This is a genomic window from Tenacibaculum sp. SSH1-16, from assembly GCF_040104435.1.
Lineage (GTDB): Bacteria > Bacteroidota > Bacteroidia > Flavobacteriales > Flavobacteriaceae > Polaribacter > Polaribacter mesophilus.
The window spans coordinates 456,334-479,421 of record NZ_JBECOV010000002.1; the positions used below are offsets into that span (position 1 = coordinate 456,334).

A 23,088-nucleotide genomic window follows, 5' to 3' on the forward strand; every position below is an offset into this window, starting at 1 on the left:
AAATAATAGTATGATTAAAAATAAAATAAACAAAGTTATACTATATGCTACATTAGCCTTTACTTTTGTAGGATGTAGTGAATACTTATCTGAATTACCAGATAACAGAACATTAATTGATTCTCCTGATAAAGTTTCTCAATTAATTACAGCAGCATATCCAGATCAAGATTATGCACTAATGGCAGAAATAATGTCTGACAATGCTGATGATAAAGGTAATGTTTCAAATGTTGAACAATTAGATCTACAACTATATCAATGGCAAGACTCTAATTTAGAAGAAAGAGGCTCTCCTGTTAACTATTGGAATTCTTGTTATGAAGCAATTTCACAAGCAAACCAAGCATTAGCTTCTATTGAAGAATTAAAAAATAAGTTTGACTTAAATGCTCAAAAAGGTGAAGCTTTAATTGCCAGAGCTTATGCTCATTTTATGTTAGTTAATTTTTGGGCAAAACACTATGATGCTAATACAGCTTCTACCGACCTAGGAATTCCTTACGTATTAGAACCTGAAACTGTTCTTTTTAAAACCTACAAAAGAAATACAGTTCAAGAAGTATACGATCTTATTGAGAAAGATTTAATTAAAGGACTTTCAATGGTTGGTGATAATTATAACTCTCCTAAGTTTCATTTCACTAAAGATGCTGCTAATGCCTTTGCTGCTAGATTTTATTTATACAAAGGTCAATGGGATAAAGTAATTGAGCATGCAGATAAAGTAGTTACCAATCCTGTTTCTGAAGCTAGAAATATGGTTGCTTATGGAAATATGAATTTAACAGGAATAAGAATGTTATATAATAGTGTTGACGAGCCTGCCAATTTATTAATCATTTCTACAAACTCAATATGGGCAAGAAGACATAGATCTTCACGATTTGGGTTATCGGTAGACAAAATAAGACCTCAATTATTTACAGGATCATCAAACCCATTTAAAAAGAATTGGGCTTATGACACATATAGATCTAATCAGTACACTTATTTTACTCCAAAATATAACGAATATTTCAAGTATACAAATGAAAGTGCTGGTATCGGCTTACCTTATTTAGCACAAACAATGTTTGATAAAGACGAAGTAATACTAAATAGAGCAGAAGCATCTGTTATGTTAGAAAATTATAATGAAGCCTTAAATTACTTAAACGCTTACATAGGAAACAAAACAGAAACCTATGATCCTAAAACCGATATACTAACAGAAAGCTTAATTCAGTCAGAATATCCTGTTATTGCTAATGAGTACACACCAGCTTATGGCTTAAATGATAAGCAAACCTCTTTCATTAAAGCTATAGCTGAGTTTAAAAGAAGACAGTTTTACCACGAAGGCTTCCGTTGGTTCGATGTAAGACGTTTTAACCTAAGTATTACACACGAACTAGATAATGGTTCAAATGTTGTGCTTGAAAAACAGGATTTAAGAAAACAATTACAAATACCTTTAACAGCTCAAAACGGAGGTTTACAGCAAAATCCAAGATAAAACAAACAGTATGAAAAAAATAAACAAATTATTATTAGGTATTGGCGTGCTGGGATTAATTTGCTCATCATGCACAACAAAGGAGGAAGATTTGGGTTCAAGTAATATAAATATCTCTACACCTGTACTGAATGAAACCGACAAGTGGTTACGAGATAATTATACTACACCCTATAACATAGAGGTTTCTTACAAATGGGGGCCAGGGAAAGTTGATTTAAACAGATATTTACACCCACCTAAGATAGAGAATGTTAGACCTGCAATGGAGGCTATTAAAGCAGTTTGGGTTGAACCTTACTCACAATTAGGAGGTGAAAACTTTATTAAAAATATAGCACCTAGAGAAATTCTTTTAGTGGGTGGACAAAACATAAACCCAGGTGGAGCAACTTCTGTTTTAGGTTTAGCCGAAAGTGGAATGCGAATCGTGTTTTTTGAAGTAGATAATCAAGACTATAAAAACAAAGATCAATTAATACAATTCATTGGAACAATTCAACATGAATATATACATATTTTAAACCAAAGAATTCCCTTTGATGAGATAGCTTATAGAAACATTACTCCGTCTGATTACACAGGGCAATGGTTCGAGATATCTGATGCTGAGGCTAGAGAATTAGGGTTTATTTCTGCTTATGCAAGAGCAAACGAACATGAAGATTTTGCTGAAATGATAAACGCTATGCTATCTTCAAACAAAGCAGATTATGATGCAAAAGTAAACGGTATTACAAGCACTAAAGCAAAAGAAGATATCAGAAAAAAGGAAGCTATTGTAGTTAAATACTACAAAGATAATTTTAATATAGACTTGTATGAACTACAAGAGTTAGTAGCAAAAAATGTTGATGAATTCACTAAATAATTAAAATGATAAAAAAACATATAACTAAAATACGTGTGCTTTTGGCTTTATTTACTCTATCTCTTTTTATTACATCTTGTAATGAAAATAAAGAAGAGGAGTTATTTAATCAATCGCCAACCGAACGTATGAATCAAAGAGAGAAAGAATTAAGAGATTTACTTCTTTCTTCAGAACACGGATGGAAAACAGTATACTTTACTGATAATAATAACCTAGGAGGATATACTTTCTTATTTGATTTTTTAGATGAATCTAGAGTTAGAACAATAGGTAACTTTAATAATAATATTTCTCCAGTTGAAAGTGAATATACCATAGGTTTAAACACTACAACAACTTTAATTTTCACAACAAAAAGTGAACTTCATGAATTATCAGATTCTGGTAACTCAGCTCCATTGCCTAATTTTGGTGGTAGTGGATATAAAGGTGATTTTAACTTTATGTACTACGGTGTTGAAAACGATGAAATTGTTTTTAGAACTTCTAGAGATTTTGTTGAGGTGAGATTTAAAAAAGCTACAGCAGAAGATTGGACAGATTTTCAAAAGTACCAAGACATGAAAGATTTCCTTAATAGTTCTTCTGGTCATTTAGCTTATGAAAATAATGGAACTGTTCACAATTTTTCTTATATCGGAAACGATGAAATAAGGTTTGCTACAAACCTTGAAGGTAATTCTTCGTTGAACTTCGGAGTAGGCTTCACGTCTAGTGGCATCGAAATTTCACCGGCGATTGATGTTAACGGAACAAAATATTCTGAGTTTACATTAAATGAAACGGAAAATAAATACACTTCGGCTGATGGAAGCTTTTCTATTTCTATAGTGTCTAGTCCTATCGACATGACTGTTACTTGGACTACAGCTGCTAGACCTGCATTTAGTAATCAAGAATTTATTGATACTTTTAACACAGTAAAACCTATCCACGACTCGTTATTTCCATCTTTCCCTTTAAATGACATATATCTTCTTGGTGAAGGTGAGATTACATTTTTAATAGGCTCTACTTCTGGTGTACATGGCATGTCTTTTTCTGGTGTCTTAGGCAATAAAGATTTATTAGCTATAGGTAAATTAGCCCCTGGTAGAAACTGGAGTTTACTACCACATTTAAATCCTCTAGTTGATTTATTAGTGAATAAATCTCCTTATAAAGTGCAGTTAATAAACCCTGATACAGCCATTTTAACAAGTGATGGCGACCCTAACTTTGTGTTTACAATAGTTAAATAAAAGCTTGTTCTCATTAAACTTACCCAAAAAACAATTGTTTTTTGGGTTTTTTATTCTTATTTTTTCCGGAATGAATTAATTATCATATATTTGCACCCTCAATTTTTTAAAAGAAAACAAACAAAATATATTTATAATGACAAAAGCAGATATCGTATCTAAGATTTCAGATAAGAGCGGAATTGAAAAAGCAGATGTTTTAGCCACTGTTGAAGCATTTATGGAAGAGGTAAAAGATGCATTAGAGAATGGTGACAATGTATATTTAAGAGGTTTTGGTAGCTTCATTATTAAAACTAGAGCAGAAAAAACTGGTAGAAACATTTCTAAAAATACAACTATCAAAATTCCTGCACACAACATACCTGCTTTTAAGCCTTCTAAAGTATTTACCGAAGGGGTAAAAACAAAAGTAGCTGTAAAATAATTAAAAAAGTATTAACCCAAAACCTTCAATAAAAAGGTTTTACAAAACATTTTAACTATGCCAAGTGGTAAAAAAAGAAAGAGAGCTAAAATCTCTACACACAAAAGAAAGAAAAGAGCAAGAGCAAATCGCCATAAGAAAAAGTAAGCAGTAGCTTACTTTTTCGTTGCTTTTATAAATTACGTTCATTGACATTAAGGTTTTAACACCTTAAATGGTATAAACAACATACCTGTTTACAAATTTTAATCCGTCTTCGTAAAAATTTACGATGGCACAAAACCATATTCAGAATGAAAACAGAATTAATAATTCGTTCCAATTCTTCTGATATTGATTTCGCCTTACTTAGAGATGGTAAACTTATTGAGTTAAACAAAGAAACGAGCGATCATAATTTTTCAGTCGGTGATATTTTCCTTGCTAAAATAGGAAAGGTAATGACTGGTTTAAATGCCGCTTTTGTAAATGTTGGTTATCCTAAAGATGGTTTTTTACACTATCACGATTTAGGTCCACAAGTACAATCTTTAAATAAATTCATTAAAAAAGTAAGCACAGGTAATTACAAAGAATTCACTTTAAAAAACTTTCGTTTTGAAGAAGATATCAATAAAGACGGAAGTATTAACGATGTACTAAAATCAGGTCAAAATTTATTAGTACAAATTGTAAAAGAACCAATATCTACCAAAGGTCCGCGTATTAGCTCGGAACTTTCTATTGCAGGTAGGTTTTTAGTTTTAGTTCCTTTTTCTAACCGCATATCGGTATCACAGAAAATAGCAGATCCGAAAGAAAAGGAACGTTTAAAAAAATTAGCAAAAAGTATCAGACCAAAAGGGTTTGGACTTATTTTACGTACTGTTGCCGAAGGTAAAAAGGTAGCAGAACTTGACAAAGATTTACAAAACTCACTTGATAGATGGAAAACTATGTGCAAACGCATAGCTAATAATAATACTCCTACAAAAATATTAAGCGAATTAAACAGAGCATCTTCTATTTTAAGAGATGTTATGAACGATTCTTTTACAAGTATTGTAACCAACGATGAAACCTTAAAAGTTGAAATTAAAGAGTACTTACAAGAAATATATCCTGAAAAGGAAAATATTGTAAGACATCATCGTTCTGATGTTCCTATTTTTGAAAAATATGGTATTGAACGACAAATTAAAACATCGTTTGGAAAAACAGTTTCAATGAGTAAAGGAGCTTATTTAGTTATTGAGCATACAGAAGCTTTACATGTTATAGATGTAAATAGCGGTAATCGCTCTAACAAATCCTTAAACCAAGAAGAAACTGCTTTAGAAGTCAATTTAATTGCTGCCAGTGAAATAGCTCGTCAATTACAATTACGAGACATGGGTGGAATTATTGTTGTTGACTTTATTGATATGAAGTCTGCAGAAAATAGACAAAAACTATATCAACATTTAAAAGATGTAATGTCTTTAGACCGTACTAAACATAAAATTTTACCTCCAAGTAAGTTTGGCTTAGTACAAATTACAAGACAACGTGTACGACCTGAATTAGAAATAAAAACACGTGAACCAAACCCTAATAAAAATGGAGAAGTTGAAGCTCCTATTGTTTTATTAGATAAAATAGAATCAGAATTAGAACGTATACTTAATAGCGGCAAAAAATATAAAGAAATCACATTAAATGTGCATCCGTTTATAGCTGCCTATTTAACAAAAGGCGTTAATTCAATTCGTTTTAAATGGTTTATTCAACACAAAAAGTGGATTAAAATATTACCTCGAGATGCTTACCAATACTTACAGTATAAGTTTTATTTGAAAAAAAACAAAAAAAGTAAGTAAGGCAATCTTATTATGAAATAAAAATCCCATATCGTTTTGATATGGGATTTTTTTATTTTTAGAACCAAAAACCTAAATTAAACAACCAATAATGATCTGAATGATCAGGAGACCATGTGTATTTTAATTCTATAGGACCTAAAAATGTTTCTACACTGTACCCTATAGCATATCCTGATTTGGTGTTTTTAAATAAATCTCCATCCTCAAATATATCTTCTTCAACACGAGCATAATTTGCTATAAACATTGCATAATGTTTTTTATAAACCTCATAGCGTAAGTTAAATTCAGATCTTAAATAAGACTGATTGTTTAGCCCACCTGTATCGTATCCATACATTGGAATAAAATTATTAATATAATTTTGATTATATCCGCCCAAACGATAGTCAAATATTTCAAACGATTTTTTTCCGAGCGTATATCCTGCTTGTGAAGTATATTGAAATGTCAATTTATCATAAAAAGTAGTTGCAAACCCCAACGTACCACCCAGTTGTGAAAACTGATGGAAAGGTTCACTACCTTGTATTAATTCATCCAGTCTATTATCTCTATCAGACCATATAAACCACTTAAAACCTATATCTGCATAAAACCCTTTTGTTGGAAACATCTCTTTGTTATAGGTGTCTAATTTTAAAAAAGCGAAAGTGTTTATATAATTGCTTTTATCAAAAAAATCTTCTTTTCCTTCAGTAGAAATGTTTTTTGTTCTTGCATTAATGTTTTTATGTTCTGTTCCTACACCTATTGCAAACTTTTTATCAAATGTTGTTTGCAAATATAAAGAGGTTGAAAAATCTCTATACTTTCCATTTATAATCCCTTTATTATATAAAAAATCACTATTAAAAGTATTATACCTTGTTCTTATTCCATAACTTGGAGATAACCCATTATCAATGAAATACTCTAAATTATACCTTATTTTATCACCAACTCCTACATCTAATGAAAGTTCATCATTCTGGAAAAGCAGCTTTTTATGATTATAATTAAGTAGTACTGCTGATTTGTATAGTAAATCATAATGTAAACCTAGTCTTAAAAAAGATTGTATTTTTTCTTCCTTTACAGTTATCTCTAATTTTTTTCCTTGAAAAGATTTTTCAAAATGATAATCTATTCTTTTAAAGTTTTTTGAAGCTGTTAATGTGTTTATTTTTTTAGAAATTTCTTTGTAAGACACACTATCTCCTTCACGTAGCTGTAGCTTTCCTAAAATATAATTATTAGTATAGTTTTTATTACCCTTTATAATAATTCTATCAACTAAAAACCTTTTTCTTTTTGGTGATATTTTTAGTCTTCTATTCTTTTTAGTTTGCATCTTAGCAATACTATCAAAAACCACTCTATACATTTTAGCTGTTTTTTCTCCTTCTTCTAAAATTTCTTTCTTAGCATCAAACGAAATAACACTGTAGTCAATTACATTTGGTTTTATGTAAACATCTAACAATTCAACCTGTTGGTCTGATTTCTGATACATTTGAAAATTAATTATTTGCATTAACAGAGAGGCCACAGAAGTTAATTCTTCTCTTTTCAATAATTCTCCTTGTACACTAACTCCAATAATTATATCAACACCTTTCTTTTTCATTACATCAACAGGAAAGTTATTAACTACACCGCCATCAACCAATAATTTATTGTCTATATCTACTGGATTTAACAACGAAGGAAAAGCAGCACTTGCTCTTAAAGCCAACGGTAATGAACCATTCTCTAACACTTCTTCTTCACCTGTTTCTATATTTGTTCCTATACAATAAAAAGGTATTGGTAGTTTAGAAAAATCTGTAATATCATCAACTGGCGCTAATAACTCTGTTAAAAAATTCAACACGTTTTGCCCTTTTGACAAACCCAAAGGCAAGCCTAAACTTCCTTTTTTTATAGGTAACGAAACAGCATATTTTTCTCCATGTTCTTTATTAAAAAAAGGCTTTTGTCTTCTAGAAACTTTATCTTGTAATAAATCTATAAAATTAGTTTCTAAGACAGCCTCTTCTATTTGTTTGGCTGTATAACCAGAAGCATATAAGCCTCCTACTATAGACCCCATACTTGTACCACCTATATAATCTATTTGTACACCTGCTTTTTCAAGCTCTTTTAAAATCCCTATGTGCGCAATCCCTTTTGCACCTCCACCACTTAATACCAGTCCTACTTTAGGTTGGTTTTGCGCCAACATAAATGTTGGCAGCAGTAATAAAATTAATAACTTTTTCATTCCCCTTTTTTATGATAGTGTTTGTATATTTTTTGAGCCCTAGCATTCCCAACCACTTCTTTTAATTCTTCAAAAGTAGCTGATTTTACTCTTTTAGCTGATTTAAACTTACGCAGTAAGTTTGTAATAGTTTGCTTTCCTACATCTGGAATTTGCTCTAATTCTGATTGTATAGCACTTTTACTTCTTTTGTTTCTATGGAAAGTAATTCCAAAACGGTGAGCTTCGTTACGTAGGTACTGAATTATTTTAAGTGTTTCTGATTTTTTATCTAGATATAGCGGAATAGGGTCTCCAGGATAAAAAACCTCTTCTAATCTTTTTGCAATACCAATTATAGCTATTTTACCCCTTAAACCTAAAGCATCTAAACTCTTTAAGGCTGAAGATAACTGTCCTTTACCTCCATCAATCACTATTAACTGTGGTAGTGGTTGATTTTCATCTAATAATCGTTTATATCTTCGATATACGACTTCTTCCATAGAAGCAAAATCATCAGGGCCTTCAACTGTTTTAATATTAAAATGACGATAGTCTTTTTTACTCGGTTTTCCATCTTTAAAAACCACACACGCAGCAACAGGGTTTGTTCCTTGTATATTTGAGTTATCAAAACATTCAATATGACGTGGTTCTTTTCTTAGTCTTAAATCTTTTTGCATTTGTGCCATGATTCTTTTTACATGACGATCAGGGTCTACAATCTTTATTTGCTTAAACTGTTCTTGACGATAAAACTTTGCATTACGTTCAGACAATTCAACAATACGCTTTTTGTCTCCTAATTTAGGTATGGTTACTTTAATATCTTTACCAACATTTACTTTAAAAGGAACAAAAATTTCTCTTGATAACGAGTTAAATCGTTGACGAGTTTCAATAATAAACAACTCTAAAAGTTCTTTATCTGTCTCTTCTAGTTTTTTCTTAATTTCTGTGGTATAGGATTGTACAATTGAACCGTTCATTATCTTGAAAAAGTTTGCATATCCATGCGATTCATCAGAAATAATAGAAAACACATCCACGTTATTAATTGATGGATTCACTATTGTTGATTTGGCTTGATAGTTTTGTAAAGAAGCTAACTTTTCTTTGATTTTTTGTGCTTCTTCAAATCGCATATCTGCAGCTAAATCAAACATTATTTTTTCAAACTGCTGTAAACTTTCTTTAAAATTTCCTTTTATGATATTTCGAATTGCTCTGATGTCCTCTAAATAACCCTCTTCACTTTGGTATGCTTCACAAGGGCCTTTACAATTACCTAAATGATATTCTAAACAAACTTTATACTTATCAGCATCAATCTTTTCTGGACTTAAATCATAATTACAAGTGCGTAGCGGATATAGTTCTTTAATCAAGTCTAACAATGCATATACAGTTCGTACATTAGTATAAGGTCCAAAATACTCCGATCCATCTTTAACAACTCTTCTTGTAGAAAATATACGAGGAAATCGCTCTTTCTTTATACAAATCCACGGATATGTTTTATCATCTTTTAACAAAACATTGTATCTAGGTTTATACTTCTTTATAAGATTATTTTCAAGAAGTAGCGCATCTGTTTCAGTATCAACCACCACATGCTCTATTCTAACAATTTTTTTTACTAGAACTCGTGTTTTACCATTCTCATGATTTTTAGTAAAGTACGATGAAACTCGTTTCTTTAAATTCTTCGCTTTTCCAACATAAATAATTGTATCATCTTTATCAAAATATTGATAAACTCCTGGTGAGTTCGGTAGTGTTTGTACTTGAAGTTCGAGTGATGTTGGCATACTACGAAAATACGATTTTTTACCCTTTTAAAAGGGTATGATTTTTAGTTTTACTACCTTTACAATATGAGCAAACTCATAGATAATTTTGGAAGACAAATTAGCTACGTTCGTTTAGCAGTAACCGACCGCTGTAACTTACGTTGTCAATATTGTATGCCTGCTCAAGGAATTGATATTGTTCCAAGAAAAGAGCTACTTACCTACAAAGAAATGTACCGAATAATTCGAGTACTTACTGAGTTGGGTGTTAACAAAGTTCGTTTAACAGGTGGAGAACCTTTTGTTAGAAAAGATTTTGTTTCTTTTTTAGAAATGTTATCGTATAATGATTTGTTAGAGGATATTAATATCACGACCAACGGAGCGCTTATTTCCAAACACATCAAAACGATAGAAAACCTTAAAAAGGTAAAGAATATCAATTTAAGCATTGATAGTTTACACCCTGAAAAGTTTGCTAAAATTACCCGTAGAGATGTTTTCCCAGAAGTATATAAAACCTTTGAGTTATTAGAAAAAAGTTCGTTGAATTTAAAACTGAATGTAGTTATTCAGTCTGGATTTAACACTGATGAAATTAACAATTTTGTGCAGCTTACTAAAGACAAGGATATTGCAGTTCGTTTTATTGAAGAAATGCCTTTTAATGGAAAAGGACAACGAAATGCAGAAGAAGTTTGGAACTACCACAAAATCTTAGATGAAATCCAGTCTCAGTTCACTGTAACTAAGCTCCCCTCAAAAAAATCATCTACTTCTAGAAACTTTTCTATAGAGAATCATAAGGGAACTATAGGGATAATCCCTGCATTCACTCGTACTATTTGTAATGATTGCAACCGAATAAGAATTACCTCAACAGGAACTTTTAAAAATTGCCTGTTTGATGATGGCGTTTTCAACCTACGTGACTTTATTAGAAATGGTGCAAACAATGAAGATTTAAAAGCCTTGTTTTTATCATTGATAAAAGAAAAACCTGAAAATGGTTTTGTTGCTGAGGCAAATAGAAAAGGAAACGTAACCGAAAGTATGAGTACGATTGGGGGGTAATTTCAATGTATCAATTAGATAATTTGAAAAATGTAACAATTAAACTTTTTAACAGTTACACTTTAACATATGATAACAGTAGAAGAAGCCAAACATATAATTTTAGAAAACACACAAGATTTCGGAATTGAAGAAGTTCCATTTTTAGAAGCTGTCGGAAGAGTTTTAAAGGAAGATATTGTTGCCGATAGAGATTTTCCTCCATTCAACCGAGTGGCAATGGATGGTATTGCTATCAATCATCGTTTTTTTGAACACGGTGTTCGCGATTTTAAAATTGAAGGAATCCAAGCTGCTGGAAGTCCACAACAAACACTAGATAATGCAGCCAACTGCTATGAGGTAATGACAGGAGCTGTATTACCTAACAATACTGACACGGTAATTCGCTATGAAGATATTGATATTAATACGTTAGTAGCCACTATTACTATTGATGAAATTAAAGAAGGACAGAACATTCACACACAAGGTTCTGATAAAAGTAAAGGTACAGTTCTAATAAAAAAGAACACTATAATTTCTGCTGCTGAAATTGGAGTATTAGCTACTGTAGGTAAAGCCACTGTTAAAGTTGCCAAGCAACCTAAAGTAATGATTGTTTCTACAGGTGATGAATTGGTTGATGTAAATGAATATCCGTTAGACCACCAAATTCGTAGAAGCAATGTATACACATTAGTTTCCTTATTGAACGATTTAAAAATCCCAGCAGATACAGCTCATATTACTGATGAAAAACAAGTTTTAAAAGAAAATATAGCGTCTTTTCTACAAGAATATGACGTGCTTTTATTTAGTGGTGCTGTTAGTAAAGGTAAGTTTGATTTTTTACCCGAAGTTTTAGATGAATTGGGTGTTAAAAAATTATTCCATAGAGTTTCACAAAGACCAGGGAAGCCATTTTGGTTCGGCACTACAGACAACTGCAACGTGTTTGCTTTTCCTGGAAATCCAGTTTCAACCTTTGTAAATTGTTTGGTCTATTTTTATCCTTGGTATTATAAATCTATAGGTGTACAACAAGAAAAACAAACAGCAACTTTAGCAAAAAACATTACTTTTAAACCTAATCTAAGCTGTTTTTTACAAGTAAAATTAACCTCGGAAAACGGACAAGTATATGCAACTCCAATACAAGGAAATGGTTCTGGTGATTTAGCTAGTTTGGTTGAAGCTGATAGTTTTATTGAACTTCCAAAAACTGAAGAGATAGAATTTAAAAAAGGAAGTGTTTTTCCGATACTAACGTATCGGGGTTTTTAATTATTAATGTTTAGTTTTGAGTTAAAAATTTAAAATGAAGGAAAGTATTGTTCAAGGCAAGAGTTTTCAATTCTCTTTAAAAATAATTTCTCTGTACAAAAAACTACAACAAGAAAAAGAGTTTATAATTTCAAAACAGCTTTTAAGAAGTGGAACTTCAATAGGAGCAAATATAGAAGAGGCTTTAGCTGGTCAAAGTAAGAGAGACTTTATTTCTAAAATGTCTATTTCTTCAAAAGAAGCTAGAGAAACTAATATTGGTTACGTTTATTAAAAGAAAGTGACTTAACAAATATTGATATTACAGATATACTTTCGGACATTCACGAGCTAATTAGGCTATTAACAGCAATTGTAAAAACATCACAACAGAGTTTAACTAAAAATTAAAAACTCAACATTTAAAATTTATACAAAGTGAGCAACTTTTCCCACATAAACGAACAAAATCAACCTAAAATGGTAAATGTTTCTGATAAAAAAATCACGAAACGTACAGCCATTGCTAAAGCTACTATGTTTTTAGGTTCAAAAATTGTAAGTCATTTTACCAATAATGAACTCATCACTAAAAAAGGACCTGTTTTTCAAACCGCTATCATTGCTGGAATTCAAGCAGTGAAAAAAACCTCTGATATTATTCCAATGTGTCATCCTTTATTAATTAATGGAGTGGATATTGACATCAATATTATAGATGATGAGTATGTAGTGGTTTTTTGTAAAGTAACCATTGAAGGAAAAACAGGAGTAGAAATGGAAGCGCTTACAGGAGCTTCTGCAACTTGTTTAACCATTTACGATATGTGTAAAGCTATTAGTCAAAAAATGGTGATTCAAGAAGTGAAATTGGTAGAGAAAACTGGTGGTAAATCGGATATTAAAAATGGATAAAAAACATACTAAACATACAAATCTAGTTAAGAAGTATAATAATAATTTTGCGCCTAATGAAGTAGCTATCTTAGGAACCAAATGTGGAATTATTGCTGATTTGGTTCATGAAGTTTCTGCAAAATTATCACAATACAATTTAGGATATTTTGATGCTTCACACGCCAAAGATGTCGAACAAAATACGTTAGCTGAATATACCTTTCATCATGAAGGAAATTTACAAATAAACACTTCTTCACCTGTAAACAAGTACGAACAACGTTTACAGTTTTACAATCACGATTTTGTCTTTATTAATGGAAATCATTACCAAGGGGCGAAACAAATTTTGATTTTAGATGATGAGAAAGAAGCTTCTGTAAAAAAAAGGTTAGATCAATTAACAAACATTCAGTTTATAGTTAAGTTGAATAAAAACTCAAGATATTTTGATTGTTTGTTAGAACGTTTTCCAAACATCAAAAATAGCACCTCTTATACGATTAATGAGATTGATAAAATATCTAATCATATACATAATCTCATTAAAGAAAATATTGCTCCTGTAAAAGGGTTGGTTTTAATAGGCGGGAAAAGTACTCGAATGGGTCGTGACAAATCGGAATTATTGTACTATAAAAAGCCTCAAAAAGAACATGTAAAAGAGTTACTAGAAAACAACAATTTAGAAACTTTTTACTCTGTAAGAGATTTATCTACCTCACCAGAAACGACAAATGAAATTCACGATACCTTTTTAAATCTAGGACCTTTTGGAGGTATTTGTTCTGCTTTTCAAAAAAATCCAAACTCAGCATGGTTGGTAATGGCTACAGATATTCCATTTGTAAATAATGAGCTTATTCAATTATTATTACAAAAAAGAAATCCATCTAAAATAGCAACTACAGTTAAAGGAAAAAACAAAGAATTTCCTGAACCTTTAATCACAATATACGAACCAAAAGCTTACGGAAAATTATTAGCCTATTTAGCACAAGGTTATTCGTGTCCTCGTAAAATGTTAATTAATTCTGATGTTGAAATTATTGAGGTTGATGATAATTTAATTAGAAACATCAACACTCCAGAAGATTATAAAGAAGCTATAAAAGAGGTTAACTCTTAAAAGCTACAAACAAAATTAGATTTAATAAGAAAACCTATACCAGAAACATCTTGGTATAGGTTTATATATTTATAATATTTCCTTCTTGTACTGTATTATTTAAGACTTCAAATCAAACCTATCTAGGTTCATCACCTTAACCCAAGCTGCAATAAAATCTTTTGCAAACTTTTCTTTTGCATCATTACTCGCATATACCTCAGCTAAAGCTCTTAATTCAGAATTAGATCCAAAAATTAAATCTGCTCTAGTTGCTGTCCATTTTACCTCATTTGTAACTCTATCTTTTCCTTCAAAAATTAATTGTTCTTCAGAGATAGGCTCCCAATACGTATTCATATCCAACAGATTTATAAAGAAGTCGTTTGTCAACACTCCTAGTTGGGTTGTAAAAACTCCTTTTTTTGAACTATCATAATTTGCATTTAAAGCTCGCATACCACCAACCAACACCGTCATTTCAGGAGCTGTTAGAGTTAATAATTGTGCTTTATCAACTAACAATTCTTCTGGTTTAAGTGTGTATTTCTTTTTTTGATAGTTTCTAAAACCATCAGCCATTGGTTCTAAAACAGCAAAAGATTTTACATCGGTTTGTTCTTGCGTAGCATCCATTCTACCAGGATTAAAAGGAACTTTTATTGAAAATCCTGCTCTTTCTACTGCCTTTTCTACTGCTGCGGATCCTCCTAAAACAATTAAATCAGCCATGGAAACTTTTTTCTCCTTTAACGATTCATTGAATTTATTTTGAATTTTCTCATAAACTGCCAACACCTTTTTTAATTGCGCTGGATTATTACTTTCCCAATTAACTTGTGGTTCTAAACGAATACGAGCTCCATTTGCTCCTCCTCTTCTGTCTGAACCTCTATAAGAAGACGCTGAAGCCCAAGCTGTTTCTATTAACTGATTATAAGGAATTCCCGAATTTAAAATTTCTTTTTTAAGAGAATTGATATCTGCTTCGGTTATCAGTTTATGAGTACGTATAGGAATAGGATCTTGCCAAATAAATTCTTCTTGTGGAATATCTGATCCTAAGTATGTTGTTTTAGGCCCCATATCTCTGTGGGTTAATTTAAACCATGCACGAGCAAAGGCTTTATCAAAAGATAATGGGTCTTCTAAAAACTTCTCACAAACTTTCTTATATTCAGAATCAAACTTTAAAGCTAAATCTGAAGTTAACATCGTAGGTCTATGTCTCTTATTTTTATCAAAAGCATCTGGAAAAACCTCTCCAACGTCTTTTGCTACCCATTGATGTGCTCCTGCAGGACTCTTGGTTAGTTCCCATTCATTATCAAATAACGTATTTAAAAAAGCATGACTCCAACGAGTAGGCGTAGGCGTCCAAATAACTTCTAACCCAGAGGTAATAGCGTCTTTCCCTTTTCCTGATTTGTAGCTACTTTTCCATCCTAATCCTTGTTCTTCAATGCCAGCAGCCTCTGGTGAAGGTCCTACGTTATCAGCTGGTCCTGCTCCGTGAGTTTTTCCGAAGGTATGTCCCCCTGCTATTAAAGCAACTGTTTCTTCATCATTCATTCCCATTCTACCAAATGAAATACGTATGTTTTTTGCTGATGCTACTGGGTCTGGGTTTCCATCTGGACCTTCAGGGTTTACATAAATCAATCCCATTTGTACAGCTGCTAGAGGGTTTTCTACTTCTAAATCTAGCTCTCCATCCTCATTTAACCTTCTGCTTTCTAACCAGCCTGATTCAGAACCCCAATACACATCCTCTTGTGGTACCCAAACATCTTCTCTTCCTCCTGCAAACCCTATAGTTTTTAATCCCATAGACTCTATAGCTACATTTCCTGTTAAAATCATCAAATCAGCCCAAGAAATTTTCTTGCCGTACTTTTGTTTAATAGGCCATAACAATCTTCTAGCTTTATCTAGGTTAGCATTATCTGGCCAACTATTTTGTGGAGCAAAACGCTGAATTCCCATACGGGTTCCTCCTCTACCATCTCCTGTACGGTATGTTCCGGCGCTATGCCACGCCATACGAATAAATAAAGGTCCGTAGTGTCCGTAATCAGCAGGCCACCAATCTTGAGAATCTGTCATTAGCTTAGTTAGGTCTTCCTTTAACGCTACATAATCTAGCTTATTGAATTCATCAGCATAATTAAATTCTTCTCCCATCGGATTCGATAATTCCGAGTTTTGTGCAAGTACATCTAAATCTAACTTATTGGGCCACCAATCTTTGTTTGACTTAGTTTCTTTTAACTGTTCTTTTTTGTGTCCTTTGTCAAAACCAAAAGGACATCCTCCCTTTTCTTTTTCTTCTCCATGGTTTTGTTTACCACTGCAAGAAAAAAGCAAAGAAGCTGTTACTACGCTTAAGATTATTTTTTTCATTATAAATTATTAATTGATTTTCAGCAAATCTATATTTGAAATAATTATGTTTTTTAAATTTTAAATAGAAATAACTTATATTAATGTAGTTTAGATTTATTTTTGAGCAAGTGGTAATTCTCTACTTTTAAATTAGACGCATAAAAAAAGCACACTATTTTTTAAAAAAATAGTGTGCTTTTGTACCAAAGGTGGGACTCGAACCCACACGCCCTTGCGAGCATCGGATTTTGAATCCGACGTGTCTACCAATTCCACCACTTTGGCTTTTGGTGAGTGCAAATCTATAAAATATTTCATTTAAAATATCTTTTAAACTCTTAAAATAGTTTTATTTTTGCCCCAACAACAACACTAACTAAAAATATTTTTTTGTAAATGGCTACAAATCAATTAAGCCCAAAAATCTTTGCGTGTTCACAAAGTATTGAACTAGCAGAGGAAATTGCCAGCGCCTACGGAACCAAACTAGGAAATGTAATTACCACACATTTTAGTGATGGTGAATTCCAACCAGCTTTTGAAGAATCAATCAGAGGAAGAAGAGTTTTCATCGTTGGATCAACCTTTCCTTCTACTGATAACTTAATGGAAATGTTATTAATGTGTGATGCTGCAAAACGTGCATCGGCAAGACATATTACCGCTGTAATGCCTTATTTTGGTTGGGCTCGTCAAGACAGAAAAGACAAGCCTCGTGTAGCAATTGGCGCTAAATTAGTGGCTAAATTATTAGAAACTGCAGGTGCAACTAGAATTATGACCATGGATTTACATGCTGATCAAATTCAAGGTTTCTTTGAAAAGCCAGTAGATCATTTATATGCTTCTACAATTTTTTTACCATATGTTAAAAGTTTAAAGCTTGATAATTTAACGATTGCTTCTCCTGATATGGGAGGTTCAAAAAGAGCTTATGCTTATTCCAAATACTTGGAAAGTGATGTTGTTATTTGCTACAAGCAGCGTCAAAAAGCCAATGTAATTGCTCATATGGAACTCATTGGTGAAGTAGAAGGTAAAAATGTAATTCTTGTTGATGACATGATTGATACAGGAGGAACACTTACAAAGGCAGCCGATTTAATGATGGAACGTGGTGCAAAAAGTGTACGTGCTATTTGTACACACCCAATTCTTTCAGGAAATGCCTACGAAAGAATTCAAAATTCACAGTTGACAGAGCTAATCGTTTCAGATACAATTCCTTTAAAAAAGAGTATTTCTAAAATAAAAGTTGTATCTTGCGCCGCTTTATTTGCTGATGTGATGCATAAAGTTCAAGACAATACATCTATTAGCGATAAGTTTTTAATGTAAATAAATTTAATAAACAAAGTAATGAAATCAATTACAATCAAAGGATCTCAAAGAGAAAGCGTAGGTAAAAAAGCAACAAAAGCCTTACGTAATGCTGGAAAGGTTCCTTGCGTATTATACGGAGGAGACAAGCCTGTTCACTTTTCAGCTGAAGAAAAATCGTTCAAGCCATTAGTATATACTCCAGACGTATTTACTGCTACGATTGAATTAGATGGTGTAACATATAGCGCTGTATTACAAGACATACAGTTTCACCCAGTAAATGATAGCATTTTACACGTAGACTTTTACCAATTATTTGAAGACAAGGCTGTGACTATGGATATTCCTGTACGTTTAGTAGGATCTTCTAAAGGTGTTATGGTAGGTGGTGCTTTACGTCACAACTTACGTAAATTAAAAGTAAAAGCATTACCAGCTAACTTACCAGATTTTATTGAAGCTAATATTACTGAGTTAGAAATTGGTAATAAATTATATGTTACTGAGTTAAAGAATGACAACTATACGTTATTACACCCAGATAACACAGTGGTTGCTCAAGTTCGTATGTCTCGTAACGCCGCTAAAGCAGCAGCTGAGGCTGAAGCATAGACTGCAAAACAATAATCATACAAAAGCGTTACCATGTGTAGCGCTTTTTTTATTTTTGATGTATGATTATTACACCTTTTTTTAAACAATTATTTGGTTTTTCTACAAAACAATTAACAGATAAAGAAGACGATTCTATGAAGAAATTTTTAATTGTAGGCTTAGGTAATATTGGCGAAAAATATGACAATACACGTCACAATATAGGTTTTAAAATCGCAGATGCTTTTGTTAAAGAGCATGAAGGCTCTTTTGAAACCGAAAAGTTAGGAGATATAGCTAAACTTAAAATTAAGGGTAAAACAGTACTTGTTTTAAAACCTAATACTTATATGAATTTAAGTGGTAAAGCGGTTAAATACTGGATGCAAAAAGAAAACATTCAAGTTGAAAACTTGTTAATTATTACTGATGACCTAAATATTGATTTTGGAAAAATTCGTATCAAAGGAAAAGGAAGTTCTGGCGGACATAACGGTCTAAAAGACATCCAAGATAAGTTTAATACAGGTGCTTATCCTCGTTTTCGCTTCGGTGTAGGAGCTGAATATAGTAAAGGTCGTCAAGTAGATTACGTTTTAGGCAAATGGAATCCTGATGAAGAAAGCGCAATGATTGAGCGTATTCCTTTTTCTGTAAAAGCGGTTACTTCTTTTATTACAGCTGGTTTAGCTAATACCATGAATGAGTTTAACGGAAAATAATTACGTTTTACACCGTTAACTTATTCAAAAATTAATTATCAGAAGCATACCACTCAGCAAAACTAGTATCTGTTTCTTGTAGCTTAATGCCATGTAATTTTATGTTTTCTGGAAGTCTTTTTTGAATTTTCTCAGCAAAATCAATCACCATCATTTCGCTTGTTGGTTGATAGTCTACTAAAATAACATGATGTCCACGGTCTTTTAACTCTTTAGCTAACTCTACATGGGGAGTATTCTTATTGAATACCGTAGCATGGTCAAATACATCTACAATCTCTTCTTTTACAATCTTCTTTAAATCTCCAAAATCAATTACCATTCCGTACTTCACATTGGATGTATCAGTAATTGGAGAGCCTATCACAGTAACCGAAAGCTTGTAACTATGCCCATGAACATTTTTACATTTTCCATCATAACCATACAACGCATGTCCAGTTTCAAAAGTAAACTGCTTGGTAATTCGAATCTTACTCATAAATATCTATCTCTAAAGTGAAATAAACTTAAAAAATTACTTCTCTTTTAACCTGCCTTAAATGACGACTAAAGATGTGTATTGACTCTTATTTTCTTTTAAACTTTTTGTTTGCTCTGTATTTATTAAAGAAATAAACTACAGCTACACCCGCCGCTAAAATGGCAAATAAATAATCTCCACCCATAATATTTTACTTTTATTTGCCGAAAGTACGAATTTGATTTTAAATGCTATTATTTTTTCACTCTCTAGAGAATAAAATCTTTAAAAATTAACACCTAACTCCAATTCAAGGTTAAATTCTTTATTTAATACGTTAGAATTGATAAAATGCTGTTTGTAATTTATACCTAAAACTATACCTAGCTCTTCCCAAGGAATTAACCTTATTCCTTGTTTAGATTCAAGCCCAATTAAGAGTTTGGATTTTTTTTCGTTATTCAGCCCCCTAGTTGTTTCATATCCAAAAGGAACATTTATACCAACACCTACATAAATACCTTTGTAAAATTTAATAAACCCATCTAAACCAGCTCCTAATAAAAACTGATTAAAACTTTTATACCCCTTACTCTTTAAAAGGTTGGGTTTTAATTGATAGTTATTGAATGAAAATACAGTTGGAATTATAAAATCCTCCTCTGTATCTGAAAACTCAGAGTATTTTATTTTAAATCCTTTATAGTGTTTACTAAAAACAGTATTGTAAGAAAGTATATGAATGGTTCTTGGGGCTTTTTTATTACTTATGCTAGGGTTTTGAGCATGAACGAAGCTAACAAAAAAATTAACCAAAATAAGCAGCGCATATTTTATTGTTTTTTATAGTGAAAAATAATGTAGTTTAATTCTTTAGTGTTGTACTTTATAGTTAAAAAATCTGAGGTAATTTGTAATACAGTAGCATCTAAAATTTCATTATTGTCTACTATCAGAGATATTTTAGTCTCCCCGTTTAGTCTCCAAGTTCCTTTATCATGATATCCTTCAGAGAAGGCTTCAAAAAACATGTTAGTTTTAAATAAGATATAATCATTACTCTCTTTTAAAGAAGGTTGATGCACTTCACCAAATACCTCATAGTTTTGAATGCGCCATTTTCCAATTAATTTAGATTTTAGACTTTTTTGAGAAAAAAGAGATAGAGATATTAAAAACAAGATGACAAGTAAAACAATTCGATACATATTACAAGTGGTTATTAAATTCCAGGTAAAAGTATAAGGCAAGTAAAATGTGAGTTTGTTTATTTAAGACAATGATTATTTTATTACCTTTTGTCGTAAATAGACAAACTATAAAGTAAGAACCTATTGTAATTTTGATGGATAAAGCATCACAAATGAAAAACTCAACACAAATAGAGCGATATAATAAGTTGTTAGATTTTTTAGAAAAGCGTTTTAAAACATCAATTCACACACATGAAATAGAAGATATTTCCTTTTACTCTTATCGAAATATCAATAGAATATTTTTAGCGTTACAACATGAAACTATTGGTCAATTTCTTAAAAGAAGAAAACTAGAAAAAGCTGCACAGTATTTAAAATTTTTAGATATTGAAATTTCAGATATTGCCCTAGAAGTTGGGTATAGTGATGTGGCAGCTTTTAGTAAAGCTTTTAAAAAACATTTTCGCTGTACACCTTCTAGCTTTAAAAGCTCTTATACATTTCAACAAAAAATTACGAATCAAATTTTAGAAGAACCTAATAAAAAAAATGATCCTTTATTACAGTTTGAAATTGAAATTATACCATCATTTCAAATGTTGTATTTACAATATCAAGGAACTTATGAAGATATAAAAGGGATTGAAAGAACATGGAAACAGCTTTTAAAGTATGCTGATAAGCATGATTTATTAACTGATAAAACTATTATTGTTGGTGAAATTTTGGATGATGATGAAATAACAGAGTTTGTTAATTGTAGGTATAATGCAGGGATTATACTTACAGAAGCACAAAAAATTGAAGTTAAAGGAATGTTTAAAGTTAAAGAAGTTACTTCTCAAAAATATGCCAAGTTTGTTCATAAAGGAAGTCATGAAAGCTGTTTTGAAACATACAATACAATTTATGCACATTGGATGTATGATGTCAAATTAGAGTTTGCGGACGCACCAATTTTAGAGTTTTATTTAAATGACGAGAAAAATACTCCTCAAGAAGAATTAATAACAGAAATTTACATTCCTATTATTTAAGCAAAACCAACAAATAAAAATTAATTTTTTTTTGAAATTTATACTTCGTCTTTGTCCTAAATAAACAAACACACCTACATTTTCCAGCCTACTTTTGTGTTATTAAACAAATAAAACACATGAAAAGTTACAAATTACACAAGTATTGGCACATAGATTCTTACCTTCTTCTGGGATTGTATAATTGGCTTTTCTCAAGGAAACAATTCTATTTTGGTTTTCTTGTCCTATTCCTGAATACATAACTAAAAAAGTTAAGAAATGAGTTTTGCTAAATTAATATCACTTTTTGAAGAGTCTACAATCATGTTGCATATCGGTTACTTTTTTTTATTTAATACAAGTTTAATAGTATTAGAAATAATTATTGATGTGCTGTTTAGAAAAAAGAGAAAATGGAAAGATACCTTAGCCAATATATCTATTTTTTTTATGAATCAACTTATAGAAAAAACAATTATAGGATCGATTGGTGTAATTTGTTTAATGCCTTTTCATTGGATAACACCAATAACGATTCCTAGTAATGTATATACATGGATCCTGGCTTTTATTATAGCAGATGTAACGTATTATTGGATGCATCGTTTAGAGCATGAACATCGAATATTATGGGCTAGCCATAGTGTTCACCATTCTTCAGAAGATTATAACTTAACTATTTCTATGCGATTAAGTATTGTAGAAGGATTGTTTGAGTGGGCTTTTTTAATACCGATGGTACTGATAGGTTTTTCACCATTTCAGGCTATTGTAGGGTTAATATTAGTCGCACAATTTCAAACATGGATTCATACGGAGCGAATTGGTAAGTTAGGGTGGTTAGATGAAATATTCAACACACCATCCAATCATAGAGTACATCATGGATCTAACCGAAAGTATTTAGATAAAAATTACGGAGGTGTTTTTATTATATGGGATAAACTTTTTGGAACATTTCAAAGAGAACAAGAAAAAGTAGTTTATGGGCTTACAAAGAATATAAAAACTAACAACCCTATTAAAATTAATTTTATAGAATATATTAATATTTACAAAGAAGTAAAAAGATGTAAAACACTAAAACATAAGCTAAAAATAATTTTTGGAAACCTAATTTGGAAGCCTGATTATTTTAAAAGTAAATAAGTTCAGCTTAAG

The 23,088-nt window shown here is 31.4% G+C and carries 21 protein-coding genes and 1 tRNA gene; 15 read left to right on the forward strand and 7 right to left on the reverse strand.

Annotation, left to right across the window (positions count from 1 at the left end; translation table 11 throughout):
• The first annotated feature begins 10 nt into the window (after window positions 1-10).
• The 5 genes from ABMY20_RS04730 to ABMY20_RS04750 all read left to right on the forward strand — a co-directional run bounded on the left by ABMY20_RS04730 (window position 11) and on the right by ABMY20_RS04750 (window position 5,878).
• Complete coding sequence (locus ABMY20_RS04730) at window positions 11-1,498, forward strand: RagB/SusD family nutrient uptake outer membrane protein (protein WP_159611121.1); 1,488 nt, start codon at window positions 11-13, stop codon at window positions 1,496-1,498.
• A gap of 10 nt (window positions 1,499-1,508) precedes the next feature.
• Window positions 1,509-2,369, forward strand: coding sequence for a substrate import-associated zinc metallohydrolase lipoprotein (locus ABMY20_RS04735; RefSeq protein ID WP_073182310.1), 861 nt, complete (start codon window positions 1,509-1,511; stop codon window positions 2,367-2,369).
• Between the two features lie 5 nt (window positions 2,370-2,374).
• Window positions 2,375-3,613 (forward strand): DUF4302 domain-containing protein, encoded by a 1,239-nt coding sequence (locus ABMY20_RS04740; protein ID WP_167712678.1) that lies wholly within the window; start codon window positions 2,375-2,377, stop codon window positions 3,611-3,613.
• A 136-nt stretch (window positions 3,614-3,749) separates the two neighbouring features.
• A complete protein-coding gene (locus ABMY20_RS04745) occupies window positions 3,750-4,040 on the forward strand; it encodes an HU family DNA-binding protein (protein WP_047787990.1) in 291 nt (96 codons plus the stop codon).
• Between the two features lie 293 nt (window positions 4,041-4,333).
• Entirely contained in the window at window positions 4,334-5,878 is a 1,545-nt protein-coding gene (locus tag ABMY20_RS04750) for a ribonuclease E/G (protein WP_349264756.1), read from the forward strand.
• Between the two features lie 58 nt (window positions 5,879-5,936).
• On the opposite strand, the gene ABMY20_RS04755 is transcribed toward ABMY20_RS04750, so the two are convergent.
• A complete protein-coding gene (locus ABMY20_RS04755) occupies window positions 5,937-8,126 on the reverse strand; it encodes a patatin-like phospholipase family protein (protein WP_047787992.1) in 2,190 nt (729 codons plus the stop codon).
• Window positions 8,123-9,919, reverse strand: a complete 1,797-nt coding sequence (gene uvrC / locus ABMY20_RS04760) for an excinuclease ABC subunit UvrC (protein WP_349264757.1) — start codon at window positions 9,917-9,919, stop codon at window positions 8,123-8,125. The genes ABMY20_RS04755 and uvrC overlap by 4 nt, the downstream gene beginning before the upstream one ends.
• A 66-nt stretch (window positions 9,920-9,985) precedes the next feature.
• Here uvrC and moaA point away from each other — a divergent pair, with 66 nt between their 5' ends.
• The 5 genes from moaA to ABMY20_RS04785 all read left to right on the forward strand — a co-directional run bounded on the left by moaA (window position 9,986) and on the right by ABMY20_RS04785 (window position 14,246).
• Window positions 9,986-10,975: a GTP 3',8-cyclase MoaA gene (gene moaA / locus ABMY20_RS04765; RefSeq protein ID WP_349264758.1), complete on the forward strand. Its 990-nt coding sequence runs from the start codon at window positions 9,986-9,988 to the stop codon at window positions 10,973-10,975.
• 69 nt (window positions 10,976-11,044) lie between these two features.
• Window positions 11,045-12,241 carry a molybdopterin molybdotransferase MoeA gene (locus tag ABMY20_RS04770; protein WP_349264759.1) on the forward strand — a complete coding sequence of 399 codons (1,197 nt, stop codon included), beginning with the start codon at window positions 11,045-11,047 and terminating at the stop codon, window positions 12,239-12,241.
• A gap of 34 nt (window positions 12,242-12,275) precedes the next feature.
• On the forward strand, window positions 12,276-12,515 hold the full coding sequence (locus tag ABMY20_RS04775; protein ID WP_317039771.1) for a four helix bundle protein: 240 nt from the start codon (window positions 12,276-12,278) through the stop codon (window positions 12,513-12,515).
• 143 nt (window positions 12,516-12,658) lie between these two features.
• On the forward strand, window positions 12,659-13,135 hold the full coding sequence (gene moaC, locus ABMY20_RS04780) for a cyclic pyranopterin monophosphate synthase MoaC (RefSeq protein ID WP_349264760.1): 477 nt from the start codon (window positions 12,659-12,661) through the stop codon (window positions 13,133-13,135).
• Window positions 13,128-14,246 (forward strand): NTP transferase domain-containing protein, encoded by a 1,119-nt coding sequence (locus tag ABMY20_RS04785; RefSeq protein ID WP_349264761.1) that lies wholly within the window; start codon window positions 13,128-13,130, stop codon window positions 14,244-14,246. Before moaC ends, ABMY20_RS04785 begins: the two co-directional genes overlap by 8 nt.
• A gap of 99 nt (window positions 14,247-14,345) precedes the next feature.
• Here the strand turns inward: ABMY20_RS04785 and katG are convergent, their stop codons facing one another.
• Both katG and ABMY20_RS04795 read right to left on the reverse strand, forming a co-directional pair.
• Window positions 14,346-16,628, reverse strand: coding sequence for a catalase/peroxidase HPI (gene katG / locus ABMY20_RS04790; protein ID WP_349264762.1), 2,283 nt, complete (start codon window positions 16,626-16,628; stop codon window positions 14,346-14,348).
• A 183-nt stretch (window positions 16,629-16,811) separates the two neighbouring features.
• Window positions 16,812-16,895, reverse strand: a tRNA-Leu gene (locus ABMY20_RS04795).
• 111 nt (window positions 16,896-17,006) lie between these two features.
• Here ABMY20_RS04795 and ABMY20_RS04800 point away from each other — a divergent pair.
• From ABMY20_RS04800 to pth, 3 genes are all read left to right on the forward strand, one after another.
• The gene (locus tag ABMY20_RS04800) at window positions 17,007-17,948 is read left to right on the forward strand and encodes a ribose-phosphate pyrophosphokinase (protein WP_047787999.1); all 942 of its coding nucleotides are present in this window, start codon (window positions 17,007-17,009) and stop codon (window positions 17,946-17,948) included.
• A gap of 21 nt (window positions 17,949-17,969) precedes the next feature.
• On the forward strand, window positions 17,970-18,545 hold the full coding sequence (locus ABMY20_RS04805) for a 50S ribosomal protein L25/general stress protein Ctc (protein WP_047788000.1): 576 nt from the start codon (window positions 17,970-17,972) through the stop codon (window positions 18,543-18,545).
• A 137-nt stretch (window positions 18,546-18,682) separates the two neighbouring features.
• Complete coding sequence (pth, locus tag ABMY20_RS04810; protein WP_082118604.1) at window positions 18,683-19,249, forward strand: aminoacyl-tRNA hydrolase; 567 nt, start codon at window positions 18,683-18,685, stop codon at window positions 19,247-19,249.
• Between the two features lie 31 nt (window positions 19,250-19,280).
• On the opposite strand, the gene ABMY20_RS04815 is transcribed toward pth, so the two are convergent.
• The 3 genes from ABMY20_RS04815 to ABMY20_RS04825 form a co-directional block, all read right to left on the reverse strand.
• The gene (locus tag ABMY20_RS04815) at window positions 19,281-19,730 is read right to left on the reverse strand and encodes a 6-carboxytetrahydropterin synthase (protein ID WP_173359007.1); all 450 of its coding nucleotides are present in this window, start codon (window positions 19,728-19,730) and stop codon (window positions 19,281-19,283) included.
• Window positions 19,731-19,997: 267 nt separating this feature from the next.
• Window positions 19,998-20,528, reverse strand: a complete 531-nt coding sequence (locus ABMY20_RS04820; protein ID WP_349264763.1) for a hypothetical protein — start codon at window positions 20,526-20,528, stop codon at window positions 19,998-20,000.
• Window positions 20,529-20,545: 17 nt separating this feature from the next.
• Window positions 20,546-20,920 (reverse strand): lipocalin family protein, encoded by a 375-nt coding sequence (locus ABMY20_RS04825; protein WP_047788003.1) that lies wholly within the window; start codon window positions 20,918-20,920, stop codon window positions 20,546-20,548.
• A gap of 155 nt (window positions 20,921-21,075) precedes the next feature.
• Between ABMY20_RS04825 and ABMY20_RS04830 the strand changes: the two genes are divergently transcribed.
• Together ABMY20_RS04830 and ABMY20_RS04835 are read left to right on the forward strand one after the other, a co-directional pair.
• Complete coding sequence (locus tag ABMY20_RS04830; protein WP_349264764.1) at window positions 21,076-21,945, forward strand: GyrI-like domain-containing protein; 870 nt, start codon at window positions 21,076-21,078, stop codon at window positions 21,943-21,945.
• Between the two features lie 261 nt (window positions 21,946-22,206).
• Entirely contained in the window at window positions 22,207-23,076 is an 870-nt protein-coding gene (locus ABMY20_RS04835; RefSeq protein ID WP_349264765.1) for a sterol desaturase family protein, read from the forward strand.
• Window positions 23,077-23,088: the final 12 nt, after the last annotated feature.

What these genes read in the sequence shown, in the direction of transcription:
- ABMY20_RS04730 (WP_159611121.1), top strand. Translation starts at nt 11, where the DNA reads ATGATTAAAAATAAAATAAACAAAGTTATACTATATGCTACATTAGCC.
- ABMY20_RS04735 (WP_073182310.1), top strand. Translation starts at nt 1,509, where the DNA reads ATGAAAAAAATAAACAAATTATTATTAGGTATTGGCGTGCTGGGATTA.
- ABMY20_RS04740 (WP_167712678.1), top strand. Translation starts at nt 2,375, where the DNA reads ATGATAAAAAAACATATAACTAAAATACGTGTGCTTTTGGCTTTATTT.
- ABMY20_RS04745 (WP_047787990.1), top strand. Translation starts at nt 3,750, where the DNA reads ATGACAAAAGCAGATATCGTATCTAAGATTTCAGATAAGAGCGGAATT.
- ABMY20_RS04750 (WP_349264756.1), top strand. Translation starts at nt 4,334, where the DNA reads ATGAAAACAGAATTAATAATTCGTTCCAATTCTTCTGATATTGATTTC.
- ABMY20_RS04755 (WP_047787992.1), bottom strand. Translation starts at nt 8,126, where the DNA reads ATGAAAAAGTTATTAATTTTATTACTGCTGCCAACATTTATGTTGGCG.
- uvrC (WP_349264757.1), bottom strand. Translation starts at nt 9,919, where the DNA reads ATGCCAACATCACTCGAACTTCAAGTACAAACACTACCGAACTCACCA.
- moaA (WP_349264758.1), top strand. Translation starts at nt 9,986, where the DNA reads ATGAGCAAACTCATAGATAATTTTGGAAGACAAATTAGCTACGTTCGT.
- ABMY20_RS04770 (WP_349264759.1), top strand. Translation starts at nt 11,045, where the DNA reads ATGATAACAGTAGAAGAAGCCAAACATATAATTTTAGAAAACACACAA.
- ABMY20_RS04775 (WP_317039771.1), top strand. Translation starts at nt 12,276, where the DNA reads ATGAAGGAAAGTATTGTTCAAGGCAAGAGTTTTCAATTCTCTTTAAAA.
- ABMY20_RS04785 (WP_349264761.1), top strand. Translation starts at nt 13,128, where the DNA reads ATGGATAAAAAACATACTAAACATACAAATCTAGTTAAGAAGTATAAT.
- katG (WP_349264762.1), bottom strand. Translation starts at nt 16,628, where the DNA reads ATGAAAAAAATAATCTTAAGCGTAGTAACAGCTTCTTTGCTTTTTTCT.
- ABMY20_RS04800 (WP_047787999.1), top strand. Translation starts at nt 17,007, where the DNA reads ATGGCTACAAATCAATTAAGCCCAAAAATCTTTGCGTGTTCACAAAGT.
- ABMY20_RS04805 (WP_047788000.1), top strand. Translation starts at nt 17,970, where the DNA reads ATGAAATCAATTACAATCAAAGGATCTCAAAGAGAAAGCGTAGGTAAA.
- pth (WP_082118604.1), top strand. Translation starts at nt 18,683, where the DNA reads ATGAAGAAATTTTTAATTGTAGGCTTAGGTAATATTGGCGAAAAATAT.
- ABMY20_RS04815 (WP_173359007.1), bottom strand. Translation starts at nt 19,730, where the DNA reads ATGAGTAAGATTCGAATTACCAAGCAGTTTACTTTTGAAACTGGACAT.
- ABMY20_RS04825 (WP_047788003.1), bottom strand. Translation starts at nt 20,920, where the DNA reads ATGTATCGAATTGTTTTACTTGTCATCTTGTTTTTAATATCTCTATCT.
- ABMY20_RS04830 (WP_349264764.1), top strand. Translation starts at nt 21,076, where the DNA reads ATGAAAAACTCAACACAAATAGAGCGATATAATAAGTTGTTAGATTTT.
- ABMY20_RS04835 (WP_349264765.1), top strand. Translation starts at nt 22,207, where the DNA reads ATGAGTTTTGCTAAATTAATATCACTTTTTGAAGAGTCTACAATCATG.